Origin of the sequence: Salegentibacter sediminis, from assembly GCF_002078605.1 — a bacterium.
GTDB classification, from domain to species: domain Bacteria; phylum Bacteroidota; class Bacteroidia; order Flavobacteriales; family Flavobacteriaceae; genus Salegentibacter; species Salegentibacter sediminis.
The window spans coordinates 26,194-43,709 of the sequence record NZ_MSJR01000008.1 but is presented as its reverse complement, the minus strand read 5'-3'; the positions used below and the strand labels follow the sequence as shown (position 1 = coordinate 43,709).

Below are 17,516 nucleotides of genomic sequence, written 5' to 3'. Positions count from 1 at the left end.
CTTTTTAACCTGAAATTTTTTGGGTAGTTCAATAATTCTTAAAGATCAAATTATGCTTCGGACTATGTATGTATTAGGATTGTTTTTGATTTTTACGGCTTGTTCTAACGACACTGGCCCAGGCTATCAGGAACCTTATAATCCAGATGCAGGGAAGGATGAAGACGGGGAGGAGAGTCTTAGCGATGATGAAGTACTGGAAAAAGTACAGGAAACTACTTTTAAATATTTTTGGGATTTTGCCGGGGAAAATTCGGGCTTAGCGCGTGAACGCTCCCAGGATGATGCTTATGGAGGTGAAGGAAGAAATATTGTTACCATTGGAGGCTCCGGTTTTGGCCTCGCGGCTTTTCCGGTAGCTGTAGAGCGTGGTTGGATAAGCAGAGCTGAAGCAGTTGAAAGGCTGGAAAAAATTCTTGACTTTTTGGAAGAAATTCCTACCTATCACGGCGCTTTTTCCCATTGGTATTTAGACGATATAGCCCAAACACGTCCCTTCGGAGATATGGATGATGGTGGCGATCTTGTAGAAACTGCTTTCCTGATGCAGGGTTTGCTTATAAACCGACAGTATTTTTCTGAAGCAACAAATATTTCAGAACGAATTACAGAACTGTGGAAAGCTGTAGAATGGGATTGGTACACCCAGGGAGAAAATGTGCTTTACTGGCACTGGTCCCCAACCTATAATTTTCAAAAAGATTTGAAAATTCAGGGGTGGAATGAATCTCTAATGGTTTATGTACTAGCAGCATCATCACCCACTCATTCCATTGAACCTGAAGTTTATCATCAGGGTTGGGCATCAAATGGCGCTATGGTCAATAATCGTCAACATTACGGACTTGAGTTACCACTTGGGCCATCTTACGGCGGTCCCTTATTCTTTGCCCATTATTCTTTTATAGGCCTTGATCCTCGAAACCTGAGCGATCAATACGCAAATTACTGGCAGCAAAACACCGCCCATAGCCTAATTCATTATAATTACGCGATAGATAATCCGCGGAATTATGAAGGTTATGGAGAAAACAGTTGGGGTTTTACCGCCAGCGATAATTATGAAGGTTATTCCGCGCATAGTCCGGCAAACGATTTGGGAGTGATAACGCCAACAGCAGCTTTGTCGTCTTTCCCATATACTCCGGAAGAATCTATGAAGGCCCTACGCTATTTTTATGAAGAAATGGGAGATCAACTATGGGGGCCTTATGGATTTTATGATGCTTTTTCTGAAGAAGAAAACTGGGTGGCCGATGGTTACCTGGCTATAGACCAGGGACCCATAATAACTATGATAGAAAACTACCGAACAGGTTTACTTTGGGATCTTTTTATGCAAGATGAAGAAATACAAACCGGTTTAGACAAACTGGAGTTTAATTATTAATTCCGAAAATTAAAAATTATACAATAATGACTAACTATAAATCAATTCTAAGCTTTCTCCTTATTGGTGTCGTGCTTTTTAGCTGTAAGAACGAATCAAATAAGGAGGAGCAGGAATTAGAAAAAACTGAAACCTCGTCTCTTTCCAGGGAAGCGTTATTAGATACGGTTCAAAAGCAAACCCTTAAATATTTCTGGGATTATGCCGAGCCAAATTCGGGAATGGCACGAGAACGCTATCATCCAGATGGCGAATATCCAAAAAATGATTCCCACGTGGTAACCACAGGAGGATCGGGATTCGGGCTTATGGCTATAGTTTCCGGAATGGAACGGAAATGGATTGAGCGTGATTCGGCTGTTGCCCGCTTAGATAAGATCGCTGATTTTTTAGATAATGCTCCAAGATTTCACGGGGTATGGCCCCATTGGCTAAATGGAGAAACCGGTGAAGTTCAGGCTTTCAGCGATAAAGATAATGGAGGAGATCTTGTGGAAACTTCATTTTTAGCCCAGGGCTTTATTGTAGTTCGTGAATATTTGAAAAATGGAAACGAAGAAGAACAAGCAGTAGCTGCTAAATACGATGAGCTTTGGAAAGGCATAGAATGGCAATGGTATACCAATAATAAAAACGGACTTTACTGGCACTGGTCGCCAGATTATCAGTGGGAAATGGATTTTATGATAGAAGGTTACAACGAATGTTTGATCACTTACGTTATGGCTGCTTCTTCTCCAGACCACGCTATCGATGCTAAAGCTTATCACGATGGTTGGGCTCGTAGCGGCGATATTGTAAGCGATAAAGAAGCATACGGAATTCCGTTAATTCTAAAACATAACACCCGGGGTGATAAAGCCGGGCCGCTTTTTTGGGCACATTATTCTTATTTAGGATTAAACCCAAAAGGACTTGAAGATAAGTATGCGAATTACTGGGATTTGAATGTAAATCATACCCGAATTAACTATGAGTATACCCAGGAAAATCCAAATGATTTTGAAACTTATAATGAAAATTCATGGGGACTAACAGCTAGTTATACCCGAAATGAAAACGACGGTATAGGCTACACAGCTCATTCTCCAGATACCGATCGGGGAGTTGTTTCCCCAACTGCGGCGATTAGTTCTATCCCTTACACGCCGGAACTTTCATTGAATGCAATGCGTTATTTCTTCGAAGATCAAAATGAATTGCTTTGGGGACCTGCCGGTTTTTACGATGCTTTTAGCCTTGAAGGTGAAGATTGGGTAGCTCCAAAATACCTGGCTATAGACCAGGGACCACAAGTGGTGATGATAGAAAATTACAGATCTGGGTTAATTTGGGATCTATTTATGGGCGCTCCCGAAGTACAAAACGGTCTCGAAAAATTAGGGTTTAATACTGCTGATTAATTTATATGAATTACGAGCTAACATATTTTAAAGGTATTCGGAGTTTTATTTTGATACTTGTCGCAGTAATGATTACAGGTTCTTCATTGTCTCAACAAAAGTCTTTTGAATTTGTAGTGCTGCCCGATACCCAAACTTATGTTGAAGAATATCCAGAAATCTACCTACACCAAATGCGTTGGTTAGCAAATAATAAAGATAGATTTTCTTTCGCGTTGCATGTTGGTGATATTACCCAGAATAACAACGGGAAAGAATGGGATATTGCTAAAAAAGGCTTTCATATAATTAAGGGGAAGTTACCTTATTCTTTTGCTTTGGGAAATCACGATATGGGAAGTGAAAGCGGGAAATTTGCTGACACCAGGAATACTTCTTTAGCTAACGCCTACTTTACTGCTAGTGATTTTGCTAATCTTAAAACCACGTTTCCGGAAGGGAAAATAGATAATTTATTAAGTGAATTTACTATTGGCAAACAAAAATGGATGGTGCTTTCATTAGAATTTGGCCCACGTAATAAAACAATAGCCTGGGCAGATAAAATGATCGCAAAATATCCGGAGCATAATTTCATCATTGTCACTCACGCTTATGTTTATGAAGATAGCACACTGCACGATGGTGAGGATTGGTGGCTGCCTGAGAATTATGGAATAGGTAAAGATACCGGTGAAGAAACTCCAAATAACGGCGCTCAACTTTGGGAAAAACTAATTAAAAAACACGAAAATATTTCAATGGTGTTTTCAGGGCATATTCTTAAATCTGGCGTTGGAACTTTAATAAGCGAAGGTAAAAATGGGAATAAGGTTTACCAGATGCTTGCCAATTATCAAAAAGGGGTGGAAGGCTCGGAAAATGGTGGAAATGGTTTTTTAAGAATTATTAAAGTCAATCCCGAAAATCAAAGAATTGAAGTGAAAACCTACTCGCCCTGGCTTGACGAGTTTAAAAAGGAGAAAGCAAATGATTTCACTTTTAAAAATGTATTGTTTAAATAACACCAAACCTCATAGATTTCAAAAGCCTGTGAGGTTTATAAAAATGAATAAAATATGAAAAAGCGATTTTTAAACGTCTTAGCGGTTTTACTGTTTATTTTACTCATTGTGCCACTTTCAGTAGAAGCACAGGAGAATGAAGCCTTTAAAAAAGAACATTTTATTAAAAATTCTGATACCCTAAATTACCGTATTCTTTTTCCGAAGAATTTTTCTGAAGAAAAGGAATATCCTGTGGTTTTGTTTCTGCACGGTGCCGGAGAAAGAGGTAACAATAACCAGTCACAATTAACCCACGGTAGTGATTTGTTTTTGAAAAATCAGGAAGAATTTCCAGCCATAGTTATTTTTCCGCAGGCACCAAAAGAGGACTATTGGGCAAAGGTGGAGGTAAAGCGTGATACGGTTCCTTTTCAATTCGACTTTATGAATGAAAAACCTGCTACCAAATCGCTACAATTAGTCATGGGGCTTATGGATGAAATGACTTCAAAGAGCTACGTCAATAAAGATCGAGTCTATGTTGGCGGACTATCAATGGGAGGAATGGGAACCTTCGAGATCATCTATAAAAAGCCTGAAATGTTTGCAGCAGCCTTCGCTATTTGCGGCGGTGCAAATCCTGAAATAGCTAAAGAATATCCTGAAGGTTTCAATATTTGGCTTTTCCACGGAAAAAAAGATGACGTAGTACTTCCAAAATATTCTGAGGCTATGGCCCGGTCTATTAATCACTACGGTGGGAATGCCAAGCTTTCTTTATATCCGGAAGACAATCATAATAGTTGGGATTCAGCCTTTGCAGAACCTAATTTATTGCCGTGGTTATTCTCTCATAAAAAAGAAGAATAAGGAAGTAGTATAAAAAAGAAATGATGAAAAATTTCAAGAAGTTATTTACAATTACCGCCATACTTTTTGGTGCAATTTTAAATGCACAGGAAGTAGTGCCCGAAACCTATATCAATCCCCTGGATATTGATTATACCTATATGGTTTATAATTCCAGTAAGAATATTTCCTATCGTTCGGGTGCCGATCCTGCCGTAATTGAATTTCAGGGCGAATATTATATGTTTGTTACCCGTTCTTTTGGGTATTGGCATTCTAAAGATTTGATCAATTGGGAATTTATAAAACCAAAACAATGGTTTTTTGAAGGTTCCAACGCACCAACCGCTTTTAATTATAAGGATTCACTAGTTTATTTTGCCGGTGACCCCGCAGGTTACGGAAGCATTCTTTACAGCGATGATCCTAAAAGTGGTGAATGGACTCCAACAGCTTCAATTTCTAATAATATTCAGGATTCCGAATTATTCATTGATGATGACGGGAAAACCTATTTGTATTGGGGTTCCTCCAATGTACACCCACTTAAGGTTAAAATGCTCGACAAAGACGATCGTTTTCTTGAAACGGGAGTTGAAAAGGAACTTATTAATCTGGTAGAAGAAGAACACGGCTGGGAACGTTTTGGGGAGAATAATTACCATCCCACCTTAAAGGAAGGATATATGGAAGGTGCTTCAATGACAAAGCACGATGGAAAATACTATTTACAATATGCAGCACCCGGAACACAATTTAATGTTTATGCCGATGCCGCTTACGTAGGTGAAACGCCACTTGGTCCTTTTAAATACATGAAAAACAATCCCATGAGTTTCAAGCCGGGCGGATTCACCAATGGTGCCGGCCACGGAATTACTATGCAACAAACCAACGGACAATACTGGCATTTTGCCACCATGGCCCTGGCTTCTAATTCTCATTGGGAACGCAGGCTGGCTATGTTTCCCACTTATTTTGATGACGAAGGACTAATGTATACCATTACAAGTTATGGCGATTATCCTTTGTACGGTCCAGATCATCCTACAAAAGCAGGGCTGCACAATGGCTGGATGTTGCTTTCCTATAAAGGAAAAACAACGGTTTCCTCTTCAAAAATGCAGGTAAGAAAAAGCACTGCCACAGATGGTGATTTTGATATTACCGAAATGCCATTGGAAAAGAATAGTGAAGGTGAAATTATCTCAAAACTATTAACCGATGAAAGTCCAAAATCTTTTTGGGTTGCTCAAGCCAACGATGATAAACAGTGGGTTGAGATCGAGATGCTTTCTCCAGGAAAGATTTATGCTTTTCAACTGAATTTTCACGATGAGGAATCTGGTATTTATACCCGTACCGAAGGTTTACGACACCGGTATACCTTAGAAGTTTCAGAAGATGGTGAAAACTGGAAAACCATTGTAGATAGAAGTAAGAGCTTTGAAGATACGCCGAATGCCTATTTAACCCTTAACCAGCCTGTAAAGGCACAATACGTGCGCTATAATAATATTGAAGTTCCGGGGAATAACCTGGCTTTATCTGAAATTAGGGTTTTTGGGAAAGGTTTTGGCAAGAAACCTGCAAGGGTAAAAAGCCTCGAAGTTTCTCGCGAGGAAGACCGAAGAGATGCATCTTTCAGCTGGAAAGCAGTAAAGGGAGCCCAGGGCTATAATATTCGCTGGGGTATTGCTCCTGATAAATTATACCACGCCTGGTTAATTTATGATAAAAATGAACATTTTATGCGAAACCTGGATCGGGATACTGAATATTACTTTCAGATTGAAGCTTTTAATGAAAATGGGATTTCAGAGCGATCTGAAGTTATATATGTAGAATAAAAAATTTGTGAATTAATTAAACCAATAGAAATGAGAAAGATTTATTTGTCGATTAGCCTATTCCTTCTCGCAGGAACCTTGGTGCTGCAGGCACAAAGCCAAATTCCGGAAGTAGAAGAAATTCTGGAAAAAATGACGCTGGAAGAAAAGATTGGCCAGCTTAACCTACTTACTCCCGGTGGCGGCGTGGCTACAGGATCTGTAGTAAGTGAAGGCGTAGAAACCAAAATTAAAGAAGGAAGTGTTGGGGGTATATTTGGTGTTTCCAGCCCCGAAAAAGTAAGACAGGCGCAAAAACTTGCAGTAGAGAATTCCCGACTTGGAATTCCGTTGTTAATTGGCTCTGATGTTATTCATGGATATAAAACTACATTTCCAATTCCGTTGGGACTTTCTTCCAGCTGGGATATGGATTTGATAAAAGAAACTGCCCAAATTGCAGCAAAAGAAGCCACAGCTGATGGGATTAACTGGAATTTCTCACCAATGGTAGATATAGCTCGTGATCCTCGTTGGGGTCGTATTGCTGAAGGTGCCGGGGAAGATCCTTACCTGGGTTCACAGGTTGCAAAAGCGATGGTAGAAGGTTACCAGGGAGATGATTTTACTGCGCCCAATACAATGATCGCTACCGTAAAGCATTTAGCGCTTTATGGAGCATCTGAGGCCGGCCGGGATTACAATTCGGTAGATATGAGTAAATTGAAAATGTTTAATGAATATTTGCCACCTTATAAAGCAGCAGTAGACGCAGGTGTTGCCAGCGCAATGACTTCTTTTAACGATATTCACGGGGTTCCTGCTTCAGGGAATAAATGGTTAATTACCGATTTGCTTCGCGAGCGTTGGGGGTTTGAAGGTTTTGTTGTTTCAGATTATACTTCGGTAAATGAAATGATCGCCCACGGAATGGGAGACCTGCAGGATGTTTCGGCTTTGGCCATAAACGCGGGCCTTGATATGGATATGGTTGGAGAAGGATTTTTAACCACCCTTAAAAAATCTGTAGAAGAAGGTAAAGTTTCCGAAGAACAGATCACTAAAGCGGCTCGTAGAATTCTTGAAGCAAAACATAAACTGGGGCTTTTAGACGATCCATATTTATATTCAGATGAAAGCAGGCCAGAAAAAGATATTCTTTCCGAAGAAAATAGGGCAGTAGCGAGGAAGGCAGCAAAACGTTCTTTTGTGCTTTTGAAAAAGCATGAAAATACACTGCCTTTAGCTAAAGATGCAAAAATCGCATTGGTTGGCCCATTGGCAAATAATAAAAACAATATGCTTGGAACATGGGCGCCAACCGGGAATCCTCAGCTTTCAGTTCCGGTGATGGAAGGAATAAAAAATGTAGCTCCAAATGCTGAAATCTCCTACGCGAAGGGAGCCAATATTAGTAACGATACTACCTTTGCTAAAAATGTAAATGTTTTTGGTCCGCGTATCGAGATTTCTGAAGAAACTCCTGAAGCCATGATGGAAGAAGCTTTACAGGTTTCTAAAGATGCAGATGTAATTGTTGCTGTGGTTGGAGAAGCAACCGAAATGAGCGGGGAAGCTGCCAGCCGTACCAATTTAAATATTCCTGAGAGTCAGAAGAAATTGATTAGGGAACTCGTAAAAACCGGGAAACCTGTGGTTTTAGTATTGATGAGTGGCCGTCCGTTGGTGATTTCAGAAGAAATGGAATTGCCAGTGAGTATCTTGCAGGTTTGGCATCCGGGTGTAGAAGCCGGAAATGCGATAGCCGATGTTCTTTTTGGAGATTATAATCCTTCAGGAAAGTTAACTGCTACCTGGCCAAGAAATGTTGGGCAAATTCCAATTTACTACCGAATGAAAACCACCGGTAGACCAGCGGCATCACCATCTGAATTCCAGAAATTCAAGTCTAATTATTTAGATGTGGAAAATACTCCACAATTGCCATTTGGTTACGGACTTTCGTACACCGATTTTGAATACGGTGAGACAAAAGCAAGTAGTGATAAATTAAGCAAAAATGGCAGTATTACCATTACCACTACGCTTACCAATACCGGTGATTTTGATGGGGAAGAAGTAGTGCAGTTGTATATTCACGATAAGGTGAGAAGTATTACGCCGCCAATGAAGGAGTTGAAGGCGTTTAAAAAGATAAGATTAAAGAAAGGTGAAACCAAAGAAGTGAGTTTTGAGCTTACCGTTGAAGACCTGAAATTTTATAATGCAGATTTAGAATTTGTTGTAGAACCCGGCGAATTCGAGTTTTTCGTTGCCGGAAGTTCAGATCACGAATTTACAGGAACTTTTACTGTAGAGGAGTAGTTTTTATTGATGTACAACCCGGGGACACCCTACTGTCCTGGGGCTTACTAATCCCGCTTCGGCGGGATTTTTTATTTTAAAGCGCTTTAAAAATACTTATTACAATTTCTCTAATTTAATTCCCGATAACAATGCTTTTCCCGAATTCTCTTCGAATTCAATCTCAATCCCTGCACCGGTTTTTATTTCATATGAAATCTCCACAGCTTGAAGTCTGCCATAATCCCGGGCCAGGTTAAGGTCTCTGGAAAGTGTTTTTCCATTAATTTCTATATCGAAACTTCTTAAATTTGTTATCTTCTTTTTCTCAACTTCACTCAGGTTATAAATATTTTCTTCGGAAGCATTGTATTCAGGTTCAGTAAAAAGAAGAGTGATGCGGTATTTCCCTTTTTCTACATCGAATTTGTAAGCCACGATGCCTTCCCGCATAGTTTGAAATAACGGATCGTTTTCGGTGCCTTGAATATCTGAGGCAGTTCCCTGGAATTTACTGAAGTTTTTCTGGTAAACATTGCCACCACCATACCCAAAGCCTCCTTCTTTATATTCCTGATCGCTAACCCAGGTTTCGCCGGTTGTTTCATCGATGAAATTCACGTGAGTGCCTACATTTACCAGTATCGCATTTTGATTAATTTTCGCAACAAGATTTTTTCTGAATTTTACTTTAATTTCCCGGGAATGTGAAACTGTGCCATCTGTTGCAATTAACTCATGGTTTCCTTCCGGAAGCGAAAGTTTGAAAATTGCGATGCCATCTTTAACCTGCGAAGTGAATTCAGAATCACCTACTTTCAATTTTACTTCTTCAGCATTTGAAAATACATTGATTCTTAAGCTATCATTTTCATCTTTGGGATATCGCTTTTCATAATTTTTTCCGGCGATATGGATAATAGGCTCTTCCAGTAACCTCGCCTGGTAATAATGATAGATATCTTTTTTACTACGGTCCATATTCACCAAACCTTTCTGGTTGATATAAGGCCGGGAATCCTGCCGGAAAGATGAACCGAAATCGGCGAAATTCCAGGCGGTCATTCCAAATACATAATCGCGTTCCTGCACCTGGTTTATATAACTGCGGTGCAATTTCAGCTGGTAAGCTTCAGAATAATCCCAGGGTTTCGGCTCATCAGTCTGGATCCTGGAATCGGCACCGGGACCGTATTCCGAAATAAATAAAGGCCGATTTGGGTATCGTTTGTGTTGTTCATCTAAAAATTCTCCAAAACTTTCAAGGCCTGGAGAATACCAGCCAAAATAAAGATTCCAGCCAATTACATCGGGGATATCGGCAATGCCAGATTCGTTGTATAATTCGTTTTCGTGCAAAGCCAGTACACTTAAACGATCTGGGTCGAGTTTTTTGGTTTCTTTCTCCAGCTTTTTAGCCAGTTCTACCGTAGTTTTTATTTTGGCTTCTTTTTCCTCTTCAGTCATTTGGTTATTAAAAACCAGCCTGATAAATATCTCATTCATTAGTCCCCACATTACTATGGAAGGATGATTATAAAACTGAAGGATCTGCTCGCGCTGCATTTTAAGCGAAACCTCGTGGTAAGCATCGCTATCGGTGACATCGTTGATAACCGGTACTTCGGTCCATACCAATAACCCAAGTTCGTCGCAAATTTTATAAACCTCAGGATCCTGCGGATAATGAGCGGTACGAATCACGTTGGCGCCCATTTCCTTAATGGTTTTATAATCTGATTTATGGATTTTGTTTGGCAATGCATTGCCTAAACTTTTAAAATCCTGATGGCGGTTAGCACCAATAAGTTTTATAGGTTTCCCGTTTAAAACGAAGCCTTTTTCGGTGCTCACTTCAAACCACCGCAGTCCGAATTTGGAATCTATTTCATCTAAAATTTCTTCGGAATTCTCTTCAGAAATCTTTGCTACCGCTTCATATAATTTTGGAGAATCTGGCGACCATAATTCAGGATTAGTAATTTCTTTGCTGAAATTAACCGATCTAGTTTCAGCCGGTGAGAGCTGAACCTGTTTGGTTAAAGTTTCGATTTTCTGTTTTCCGGGATTAAAAATATCTACACTTACCTGGAGATTTTTAGAAGCTTTAGAATGATTTACGATTTTGGTTTCAAAACTAAGCTTTGCATTTTCAGCAGAAACATCAGGGGTTTTAATAAGCATATTCCCGGTGGCTTCATTTTCGAGTTCAAAGTGGATTTGGTTAGCGAGAATAAGTTGTAGATCGCGATAAATTCCGCCGTAGAAATTGAAATCGGCATCCAGCGGGGGGATATCGGTATTGTGCGCATTATCAACCTCAATTCGTAGCTGGTTTGCTTCTCCATAATTTAATGCTTCAGAAATATCGAAAACAAAACCCGTATAGCCGCCGCGATGTTCGCCTACTTTTTCCTCATTAATATACACAGTGGTGATTTGATTGCTACCTTCAAATTTTAAAAAGGCCTGTTTTTGTTGCCATTCCTGTGGAACAAAAAGTGATTTTTTGTAAGTTCCCTTTCCGCGGAAATATTCCTTGCCATCGCGAAAAGCATCTTCGGCATTCCAGGTATGCGGAATATTTACCATCTCGGTTTTTTCATTTTTTTCTGAAGAAAACTCCCAGGCAGAATTTATGGTTTGGATATTTCGTTGCGCAGCAAGGTTAAAGCTCCACAGGAAAATTAGAATAAAAAAATAGTAAGCAGATTTCATAGGAATAATTTTGAACGAGGTTTCTTATTTCCAGACTTCGAGTTGCCGGTTTTCACCATTCAAAAACACCGAGTTGAAAAACTCAAAAACTTCCGGTAAATAGTCAAAAGGCATTCCTGAATGTTCGTGTTTTCCGCCTTCGAAACTATAAAGCATATAAGCGGTATTCAAATTTGCCAGCTTTTGGGTAATTGTTTTGGACCCGTCTAGCATAATATATCCCGGCTGGTCTGGATCACACCAGTGATGAGGTGCGGTTTCATAAGGCACTAAATTATCTTCGGTTCCGTGGAAAAATATTCCGGGAACGGCGTTTTCTTCAGTAATATATCGCGCATCTACAATTGCGCCGGCAAGAGAGAAAACCCCGGCAAGATCTATGTTTTTGTATTTAGTAGTATCCTGAAACATTAACCTTTGGTTATAGACGGCGTTTAAAACCGCTTCGGCCCCGGCGCTGCTTCCACCAACAATTATTTTGGAAGTATCTATGCCGTATTCGTCCTTATTTTTCACCATAAAACTAACGGCATCCATAAAGTCCTCGGCAGCCAGTTTAAAGGTTTCCATTTTTCCTGCGGCTTCATAATCGCAACCAAAAGATTGTCCTTTTCGGGTTAACCGGTAAGATATCTGTACGGCTACATAACCTTTTTTGGCGGCGTTTTCTGCAAATTTAACTTCGGCGGGATTGGTTCGTGTACCGCCCGCAAATCCGCCACCGTGCATAAATATAATCACAGGCCTTTGCTGCATGGTATCATTTTTAGGTTGATAGATATCCAACTTTAAAGCTTCGCCATTTTTGGTTGCGTAAGTTTTGGTTTCTGTTTTTTTGAGTTTAAAAGAATCCTCTATAAATCGCTCTTGCGCTGAAATTGAAAAGCTTAGAAAAAGAAGGGTGTAAATAAAAAGGTTTTTCATAATAAAAGCTATGTTTGAAGCCTCAAGATACTTAATTTTGAAGGGAGAATAAGTGGGGAATTTAATTTTAATATTTTATCTTCGCTGCTGAAATTAGATTTCTGCCTGCGCAGAAATGACACTTAAAAGCTATGAGTTTACAGGATAAAGTAATGGCAGAGATGAAGGCTGCTATGAAGGCTAAAGACAGCGAAAAGCTGGAAGCTTTACGATCGGTAAAAGGAGCCATTTTATTGGCAAATACCGAAAGTTCTGGAAAAGATGGTCTTACCGAAGATGAGGAGCTGAAGCTTTTGCAAAAACTGGTAAAGCAACGCAAAGAGAGCGCTGCAATTTACCGGGAGCAAAACAGACCAGATTTGGCAGAGCCTGAAGAAAAGCAAGCCGCTGTGATCGAGTCTTTTTTGCCTGAGCAATTAAGCGAGGCTGAAATTGAAGCCAAAGTAGACGAAGTTATCGCTAAAACCGGTGCCAGCGGAATGCAGGATATGGGAAAAGTGATGGGAATGGCAAGTGCTGAGCTTGCCGGTAGAGCCGATGGTAAAACCATTTCTACCATTGTTAAGAAGAAATTGAGTAAGTAATTTTCAAAATAAATTTGAAAAGAATTTTTTTTAGTTTAGCAAACTGAATAACGGCCCCGTGGCGCAACTGAATAGCGCATCAGATTTCGGCTCTGAGGGTTGCAGGTTTGAATCCTGCCGGGGTCACTTAAAGCAGAAAGTCTACACGAGAGTGTAGACTTTTTTATTTCTCAGAAAAAGCTGAGATTGCTCAAAGCTTTTTTGGGAAATAAAAAAAGCACTGGCCGCAAGGCAGAACAACTTTCTATTTTCATGCGCGAGCCCTTAGGAAAAACAAAGTTAATCCTGCGGGGGTCACACTGGATAGCTTCCATAAGGCTGAAACCCCTTGAGAAATCATGGGGGTTTGTTTTTTAAGCTTAGAAAATTTTAAAAAGTTAGTCCATATATAGCTGTGCGGGGAGGACAGAATATAATTAACTCAATTTCTTCCTGATTAAAAGCAGTTTTTTTTGGCACTATGAAACTTTAGTCGTCTGAGACGGAAATTAAAACAAAAAAAGCCCCAGAGTCTGCGGCTTTTTTTAATTTCACCGTATGACAATTTTACGCTTTTCTTCATTGCTGATTGGTCTGATCGTTTTTGTTATGTGTTCCTGCAATCGAGTTGAAGATCAGAGAAATAAGAATCTCATTCTTTCAGATAGCAGCTACATCTATTTTCAAAAAGCTCAGGAGGCAGAAAAGGTTCAGGATAAAATCAAAAATCTCAATAAGGCGCTTGCGTTTGTGAAAAACAGGCACGATAGTTTATATCCTAAAGTTCTTGATTTCAAGGTTTACTATCACAACAGACTAAAGCAATACGACAGCTCGCTTTTTTATGCAAACAGACTGGTTGACATAGCCAAAGCACAGAATGATACGGCCTACCTGGCTACCGGTTATTATAGAAAAGCAGTGGTTTACAGGTATACCAACCAACCCGAGAAAACCTATGAAAATTCTTTAAAATCTAGAAAATATTATCGGCTACTTGGGGATAGTACCAGCTATGCTAGACGCACTTCAGAAATTGCCGCAGCCCAACACCTGATCACAGATTATTCGGGTGCTCAAAAAACGGCTACCGAGGCTTTAAGGCATTTTAAACAGGAAGATTCAACTTACATATCGAGCACTTTTAATACCATTGCAAGCTCCTACAGAAATCAAGGACTGTACGAGGATGCCCTTGCTGAATATAAAAATGCACTGAAATATGCCGTTGATACCGATGACAGCCTTAGTGCAATGAATAATATTGCTCTTTCTTTAAGAGACCTTCAGCGGAATAAGGAGGCCCTTCATATTTTTGAGCAAATCCTGGATAGAAATAAATTCAAGTTTGAAAAGTCTAAAGCTCGTTTTATAGATAACCATGCCTATACGAAATGGTTAACTGATTCGGCAGATGTAGAAGAAGAACTCCTGGATGCGCTGGCTATTCGTAAAAGTATAAATGATCTTAACGGACTTGTGGCCAGTTACGATCATCTTTCCGAATATTACAAAGGAAGGAACCGGGAAGTGGCAAAAGCTTTTGCCGACAGTCTTTTTCAAACAGCTGGAGACCTTGGAAGCAAGTCGGCTAAGTTAACCGCTCTTGAAAAGCTAATAGCACTTTCTTCCCAAAAAGAAGCTAAAAGTCTTTCGTCACAATATATAAGGATTAATGATAGCCTCAAGGCTGAAAACCTGAGAGCTAAAAATCTTTTTGCCAAAATCAGCTATGACGAAGAGGAAAAACTAAAGCAGATAGATGCACTGGAGAAAAGAACATTGGCTCAGAGTTTAAAAACTTCAGATCTTGAAAAACAACTAATTACCATTTCTTTTGGGGCTTCGATTATATTAATTCTGGTAGGTTTTGGCATTTATCACCTGAATCAAAGACACCAAAAAGAAAAATTAAAAGAAATTTATAATACCGAATCCAGAATTTCTAAAAAGATTCATGATGAATTAGCTAATGACATTTATAACATCATGAGCAAAATGGAAAGTACAGCTTCTGAAGAAGAACTGGCAGGGCTCGAGAGTATTTATTCCAGGACAAGAAATATTTCCAGGGAAAACAGGTCTATAGATACAGGAGAAAATTATCTCCACAACCTTACGGCCATGCTTACTTCCAATACTTCAGTAAATACAAGAATCATACTTCGGGGACAGGAGGATATTCACTGGAATAAATTAGCGACGGAAAAGAAAATTATTCTTTACAGGATTCTCCAGGAATTAATGATTAATATGAAAAAATACAGTGGAGCAAGCCTGGTAGCCATTAGCTTTCAGAAGACCAGTAAGTGCCTGACAATAAACTATTCTGACAATGGAAAAGGCTGTTCGAAAGAGGACCTGAGAAATGGGAACGGGATCCAAAATACGGAAAACCGTATTTTTTCTATTGGAGGAGGTATTATTTTTGAAGCACAGAAAGGAAAAGGGCTTAAAAGCAGTATTAAAATTCCGATTTAAAGCATGTTCAAAAAAGTACTTATTGCCGAAGATATGGATAGCATCAACCACGCTGTTGCTGCCAGCCTTTCAGAAATGAACATTGAAAATATCTTCCATGCTCAATACTGTGATCAAGCCTGGTTATTGGCTAAAAAAGCTTTGCAAGAAGAAAATCCTTTCGACTTGCTAATCTGTGATCTATCTTTTAAGAAAGACCACCGCAATGAGAAAATTACCTCCGGAAATGAACTGATTGGTATATTAAAATCGGAAGACCCCAATCTTAAAATCATTGTCAATTCAATTGAAGATCATCCTCAAACGGTAAGGGAGTTATGGGATTCAGGTAATATAGAAGCCTACGTTTGCAAAGGCCGCAATGGATTAAAAGAATTAAAAGAAGCAATTAATGCCCTTTGGGCAGGAAAAAATTACAATTCTCCCGAGATAGAGAAATCTCTGAAGCAGAATAATATACTTGTCCTCAATGAATTTGAAATTAAAATTGTACAATACCTTGCTAGTGGCTTTACCCAGGATCAAATAGAAGAAAAATTAAAATCAGAGAGAATAAAGCCAAATAGCAAAAGTGCTATTGAAAAGCGCCTGAAAGAATTAAAAGAAGAGTTTCAGGCAAATAATTCTATTCACCTGGTAAGTATAATGAAAGATTTAAAATTGATTTAGAAATAAAAAAGCCAGTTCTATAAAACATGCAAATTGAGTAGGGTCGATTTTTCCGTTTTTTGAACTGGCTATTTTTTATAGGAACCGTTAGGATGGGTTCTTCATGGAGCAGAGTTTAGCCTCATCCATAAATATAGACTAAATGAGTTAAGAAAAAAATCTAATAATCAATTGGATAACTCTTATACTAAATAGATGAGGTCATCTAACCTATTTCATGGAATCACTAACTATGAAAATTGGATAATTAAAGGTCTTTCAGGAATAATAAAGTGTTTGCGGGTTTTTCTATGTTCTTTATTGCCAAATGTGCAGTTTCAATTTAATGGTATTGACCAGGTAAATTGAAAGTCCCTATTTCTTTTCCAATATATGCAGATACTCCGTGGTTTTATTAGCTTTATGAATTCTGTTTTCGGTTTTGTCTGCCTTAAAACGTTGATAATCTGTAGAAGCTAATTGATAAGAACCATATTTAGACATTGACTTTTCAATCTGTTCTAAAGACATTAATCCTTCATTATTATAACTTAGAAAAATATATTGGAAGTCGGCATTTTCAATTAAATTTTCGAATGCCTGGAGGGCATAATTTCTACTACAATATTCAGATTTGTTATAGGTTCTTAAACCCGTTTTACCTTTAGGAATGAATTCATCATATATAGCAATAGTATTTAATAAATGATAATTTGCTCCGTACTGTCTGGCATTATAGGGCGGATCTAAATATAAAATATCTCCTTTTATTTCCTTAATTAATTTATTGCTATCAGTATTATATACCTCGTGGGAGTTCCCATTAAATTCAAAATAGGCACCTTCCAGGCTTAAAGGTTTTTGTGCCGATTTTTTGAGGTTTTTTAAGTAGGCACCATATACCGATGCCGTATTGGCGACCTTATCGGCACTCTCCAGAAGACTGGCTAAAAGAAAATAATAACTACTCTTATCAATTTTGCCTTTGTCCTTCCAGGTTTCTATGCTTATGCGAATTCCATCTATTTTCCGCGCATTTTCATCACTAAAATACTGTCTTGCTCCCTGGCCGGCTTTACTATAATTTTTATAAATGAATCCAGAGAAAGCTGGGGCTTCCTGCAGTTCTTTTATAAGCTCTTTACCAGCTTCGATTGGCTTATGGTTTTCAATATAATTTTTATTTAGAACATAACTATAGTATTCTAAATCATTGCTTATAACTTTTTTAACCTTAGTCTTGAAATTACGGCCCACAATACCAGTTCCGGCAAAAAGATCACAGAAAATTTTATCGGATAAGTCCTCACCTACAATAGATTCTACGTTGTCCTTTATGAACGGATTCAATTTGTTTTTGGAACCTATATAATTCATCAGAAAATTTGGTTTTTGCAAAATTAAACAATACCCACCACTTA

12 protein-coding genes and 1 tRNA gene are annotated in these 17,516 nt (G+C 38.9%); 10 read left to right on the top strand and 3 right to left on the bottom strand.

The genetic code is table 11. From position 1 onward, the window contains the following. Positions 1–52: 52 nt before the first annotated feature. Genes BUW93_RS11840 through bglX form a run of 6 tightly spaced genes read left to right on the top strand, consistent with a single transcriptional unit; the run spans position 53 to position 8,782 of the window. Positions 53–1,390, top strand: coding sequence for a glucoamylase family protein (locus tag BUW93_RS11840; RefSeq protein ID WP_081211929.1), 1,338 nt, complete (start codon positions 53–55; stop codon positions 1,388–1,390). Positions 1,391–1,416: 26 nt separating this feature from the next. Beyond that, on the top strand, positions 1,417–2,793 hold the full coding sequence (locus BUW93_RS11835) for a glucoamylase family protein (protein ID WP_081211927.1): 1,377 nt from the start codon (positions 1,417–1,419) through the stop codon (positions 2,791–2,793). A gap of 5 nt (positions 2,794–2,798) precedes the next feature. Further along, a complete protein-coding gene (locus BUW93_RS11830; protein WP_110688296.1) occupies positions 2,799–3,797 on the top strand; it encodes a metallophosphoesterase in 999 nt (332 codons plus the stop codon). Positions 3,798–3,851: 54 nt separating this feature from the next. Next, positions 3,852–4,649, top strand: coding sequence for a carboxylesterase family protein (locus BUW93_RS11825; RefSeq protein WP_081211925.1), 798 nt, complete (start codon positions 3,852–3,854; stop codon positions 4,647–4,649). 20 nt (positions 4,650–4,669) lie between these two features. Beyond that, entirely contained in the window at positions 4,670–6,478 is a 1,809-nt protein-coding gene (locus tag BUW93_RS11820) for a family 43 glycosylhydrolase (protein ID WP_232778354.1), read from the top strand. Between the two features lie 30 nt (positions 6,479–6,508). Beyond that, positions 6,509–8,782, top strand: coding sequence for a beta-glucosidase BglX (bglX, locus tag BUW93_RS11815; protein ID WP_081211924.1), 2,274 nt, complete (start codon positions 6,509–6,511; stop codon positions 8,780–8,782). A gap of 99 nt (positions 8,783–8,881) precedes the next feature. On the opposite strand, the gene BUW93_RS11810 is transcribed toward bglX, so the two are convergent. After that, positions 8,882–11,479, bottom strand: a complete 2,598-nt coding sequence (locus BUW93_RS11810; RefSeq protein WP_081211922.1) for a glycoside hydrolase family 2 TIM barrel-domain containing protein — start codon at positions 11,477–11,479, stop codon at positions 8,882–8,884. A gap of 24 nt (positions 11,480–11,503) precedes the next feature. Beyond that, positions 11,504–12,403 (bottom strand): alpha/beta hydrolase, encoded by a 900-nt coding sequence (locus BUW93_RS11805; RefSeq protein WP_081211921.1) that lies wholly within the window; start codon positions 12,401–12,403, stop codon positions 11,504–11,506. A gap of 131 nt (positions 12,404–12,534) precedes the next feature. Here BUW93_RS11805 and BUW93_RS11800 point away from each other — a divergent pair, with 131 nt between their 5' ends. The 4 genes from BUW93_RS11800 to BUW93_RS11785 all read left to right on the top strand — a co-directional run bounded on the left by BUW93_RS11800 (position 12,535) and on the right by BUW93_RS11785 (position 16,116). Further along, positions 12,535–12,987, top strand: a complete 453-nt coding sequence (locus tag BUW93_RS11800; protein WP_081211919.1) for a GatB/YqeY domain-containing protein — start codon at positions 12,535–12,537, stop codon at positions 12,985–12,987. Positions 12,988–13,039: 52 nt separating this feature from the next. Further along, positions 13,040–13,113 (top strand) — tRNA-Arg (locus tag BUW93_RS11795). 411 nt (positions 13,114–13,524) lie between these two features. After that, a complete protein-coding gene (locus BUW93_RS11790) occupies positions 13,525–15,447 on the top strand; it encodes an ATP-binding protein (protein WP_081211917.1) in 1,923 nt (640 codons plus the stop codon). Between the two features lie 3 nt (positions 15,448–15,450). Beyond that, positions 15,451–16,116, top strand: coding sequence for a response regulator (locus BUW93_RS11785; RefSeq protein WP_081211916.1), 666 nt, complete (start codon positions 15,451–15,453; stop codon positions 16,114–16,116). Positions 16,117–16,470: 354 nt separating this feature from the next. Here the strand turns inward: BUW93_RS11785 and BUW93_RS11780 are convergent, their stop codons facing one another. Next, positions 16,471–17,472, bottom strand: a complete 1,002-nt coding sequence (locus BUW93_RS11780; protein ID WP_081211915.1) for a DNA adenine methylase — start codon at positions 17,470–17,472, stop codon at positions 16,471–16,473. Between the last annotated feature and the right edge of the window lie 44 nt (positions 17,473–17,516).

What these genes read in the sequence shown, in the direction of transcription:
- BUW93_RS11840 (WP_081211929.1), top strand. Translation starts at nt 53, where the DNA reads ATGCTTCGGACTATGTATGTATTAGGATTGTTTTTGATTTTTACGGCT.
- BUW93_RS11835 (WP_081211927.1), top strand. Translation starts at nt 1,417, where the DNA reads ATGACTAACTATAAATCAATTCTAAGCTTTCTCCTTATTGGTGTCGTG.
- BUW93_RS11830 (WP_110688296.1), top strand. Translation starts at nt 2,799, where the DNA reads ATGAATTACGAGCTAACATATTTTAAAGGTATTCGGAGTTTTATTTTG.
- BUW93_RS11825 (WP_081211925.1), top strand. Translation starts at nt 3,852, where the DNA reads ATGAAAAAGCGATTTTTAAACGTCTTAGCGGTTTTACTGTTTATTTTA.
- BUW93_RS11820 (WP_232778354.1), top strand. Translation starts at nt 4,670, where the DNA reads ATGATGAAAAATTTCAAGAAGTTATTTACAATTACCGCCATACTTTTT.
- bglX (WP_081211924.1), top strand. Translation starts at nt 6,509, where the DNA reads ATGAGAAAGATTTATTTGTCGATTAGCCTATTCCTTCTCGCAGGAACC.
- BUW93_RS11810 (WP_081211922.1), bottom strand. Translation starts at nt 11,479, where the DNA reads ATGAAATCTGCTTACTATTTTTTTATTCTAATTTTCCTGTGGAGCTTT.
- BUW93_RS11805 (WP_081211921.1), bottom strand. Translation starts at nt 12,403, where the DNA reads ATGAAAAACCTTTTTATTTACACCCTTCTTTTTCTAAGCTTTTCAATT.
- BUW93_RS11800 (WP_081211919.1), top strand. Translation starts at nt 12,535, where the DNA reads ATGAGTTTACAGGATAAAGTAATGGCAGAGATGAAGGCTGCTATGAAG.
- BUW93_RS11790 (WP_081211917.1), top strand. Translation starts at nt 13,525, where the DNA reads ATGACAATTTTACGCTTTTCTTCATTGCTGATTGGTCTGATCGTTTTT.
- BUW93_RS11785 (WP_081211916.1), top strand. Translation starts at nt 15,451, where the DNA reads ATGTTCAAAAAAGTACTTATTGCCGAAGATATGGATAGCATCAACCAC.
- BUW93_RS11780 (WP_081211915.1), bottom strand. Translation starts at nt 17,472, where the DNA reads ATGAATTATATAGGTTCCAAAAACAAATTGAATCCGTTCATAAAGGAC.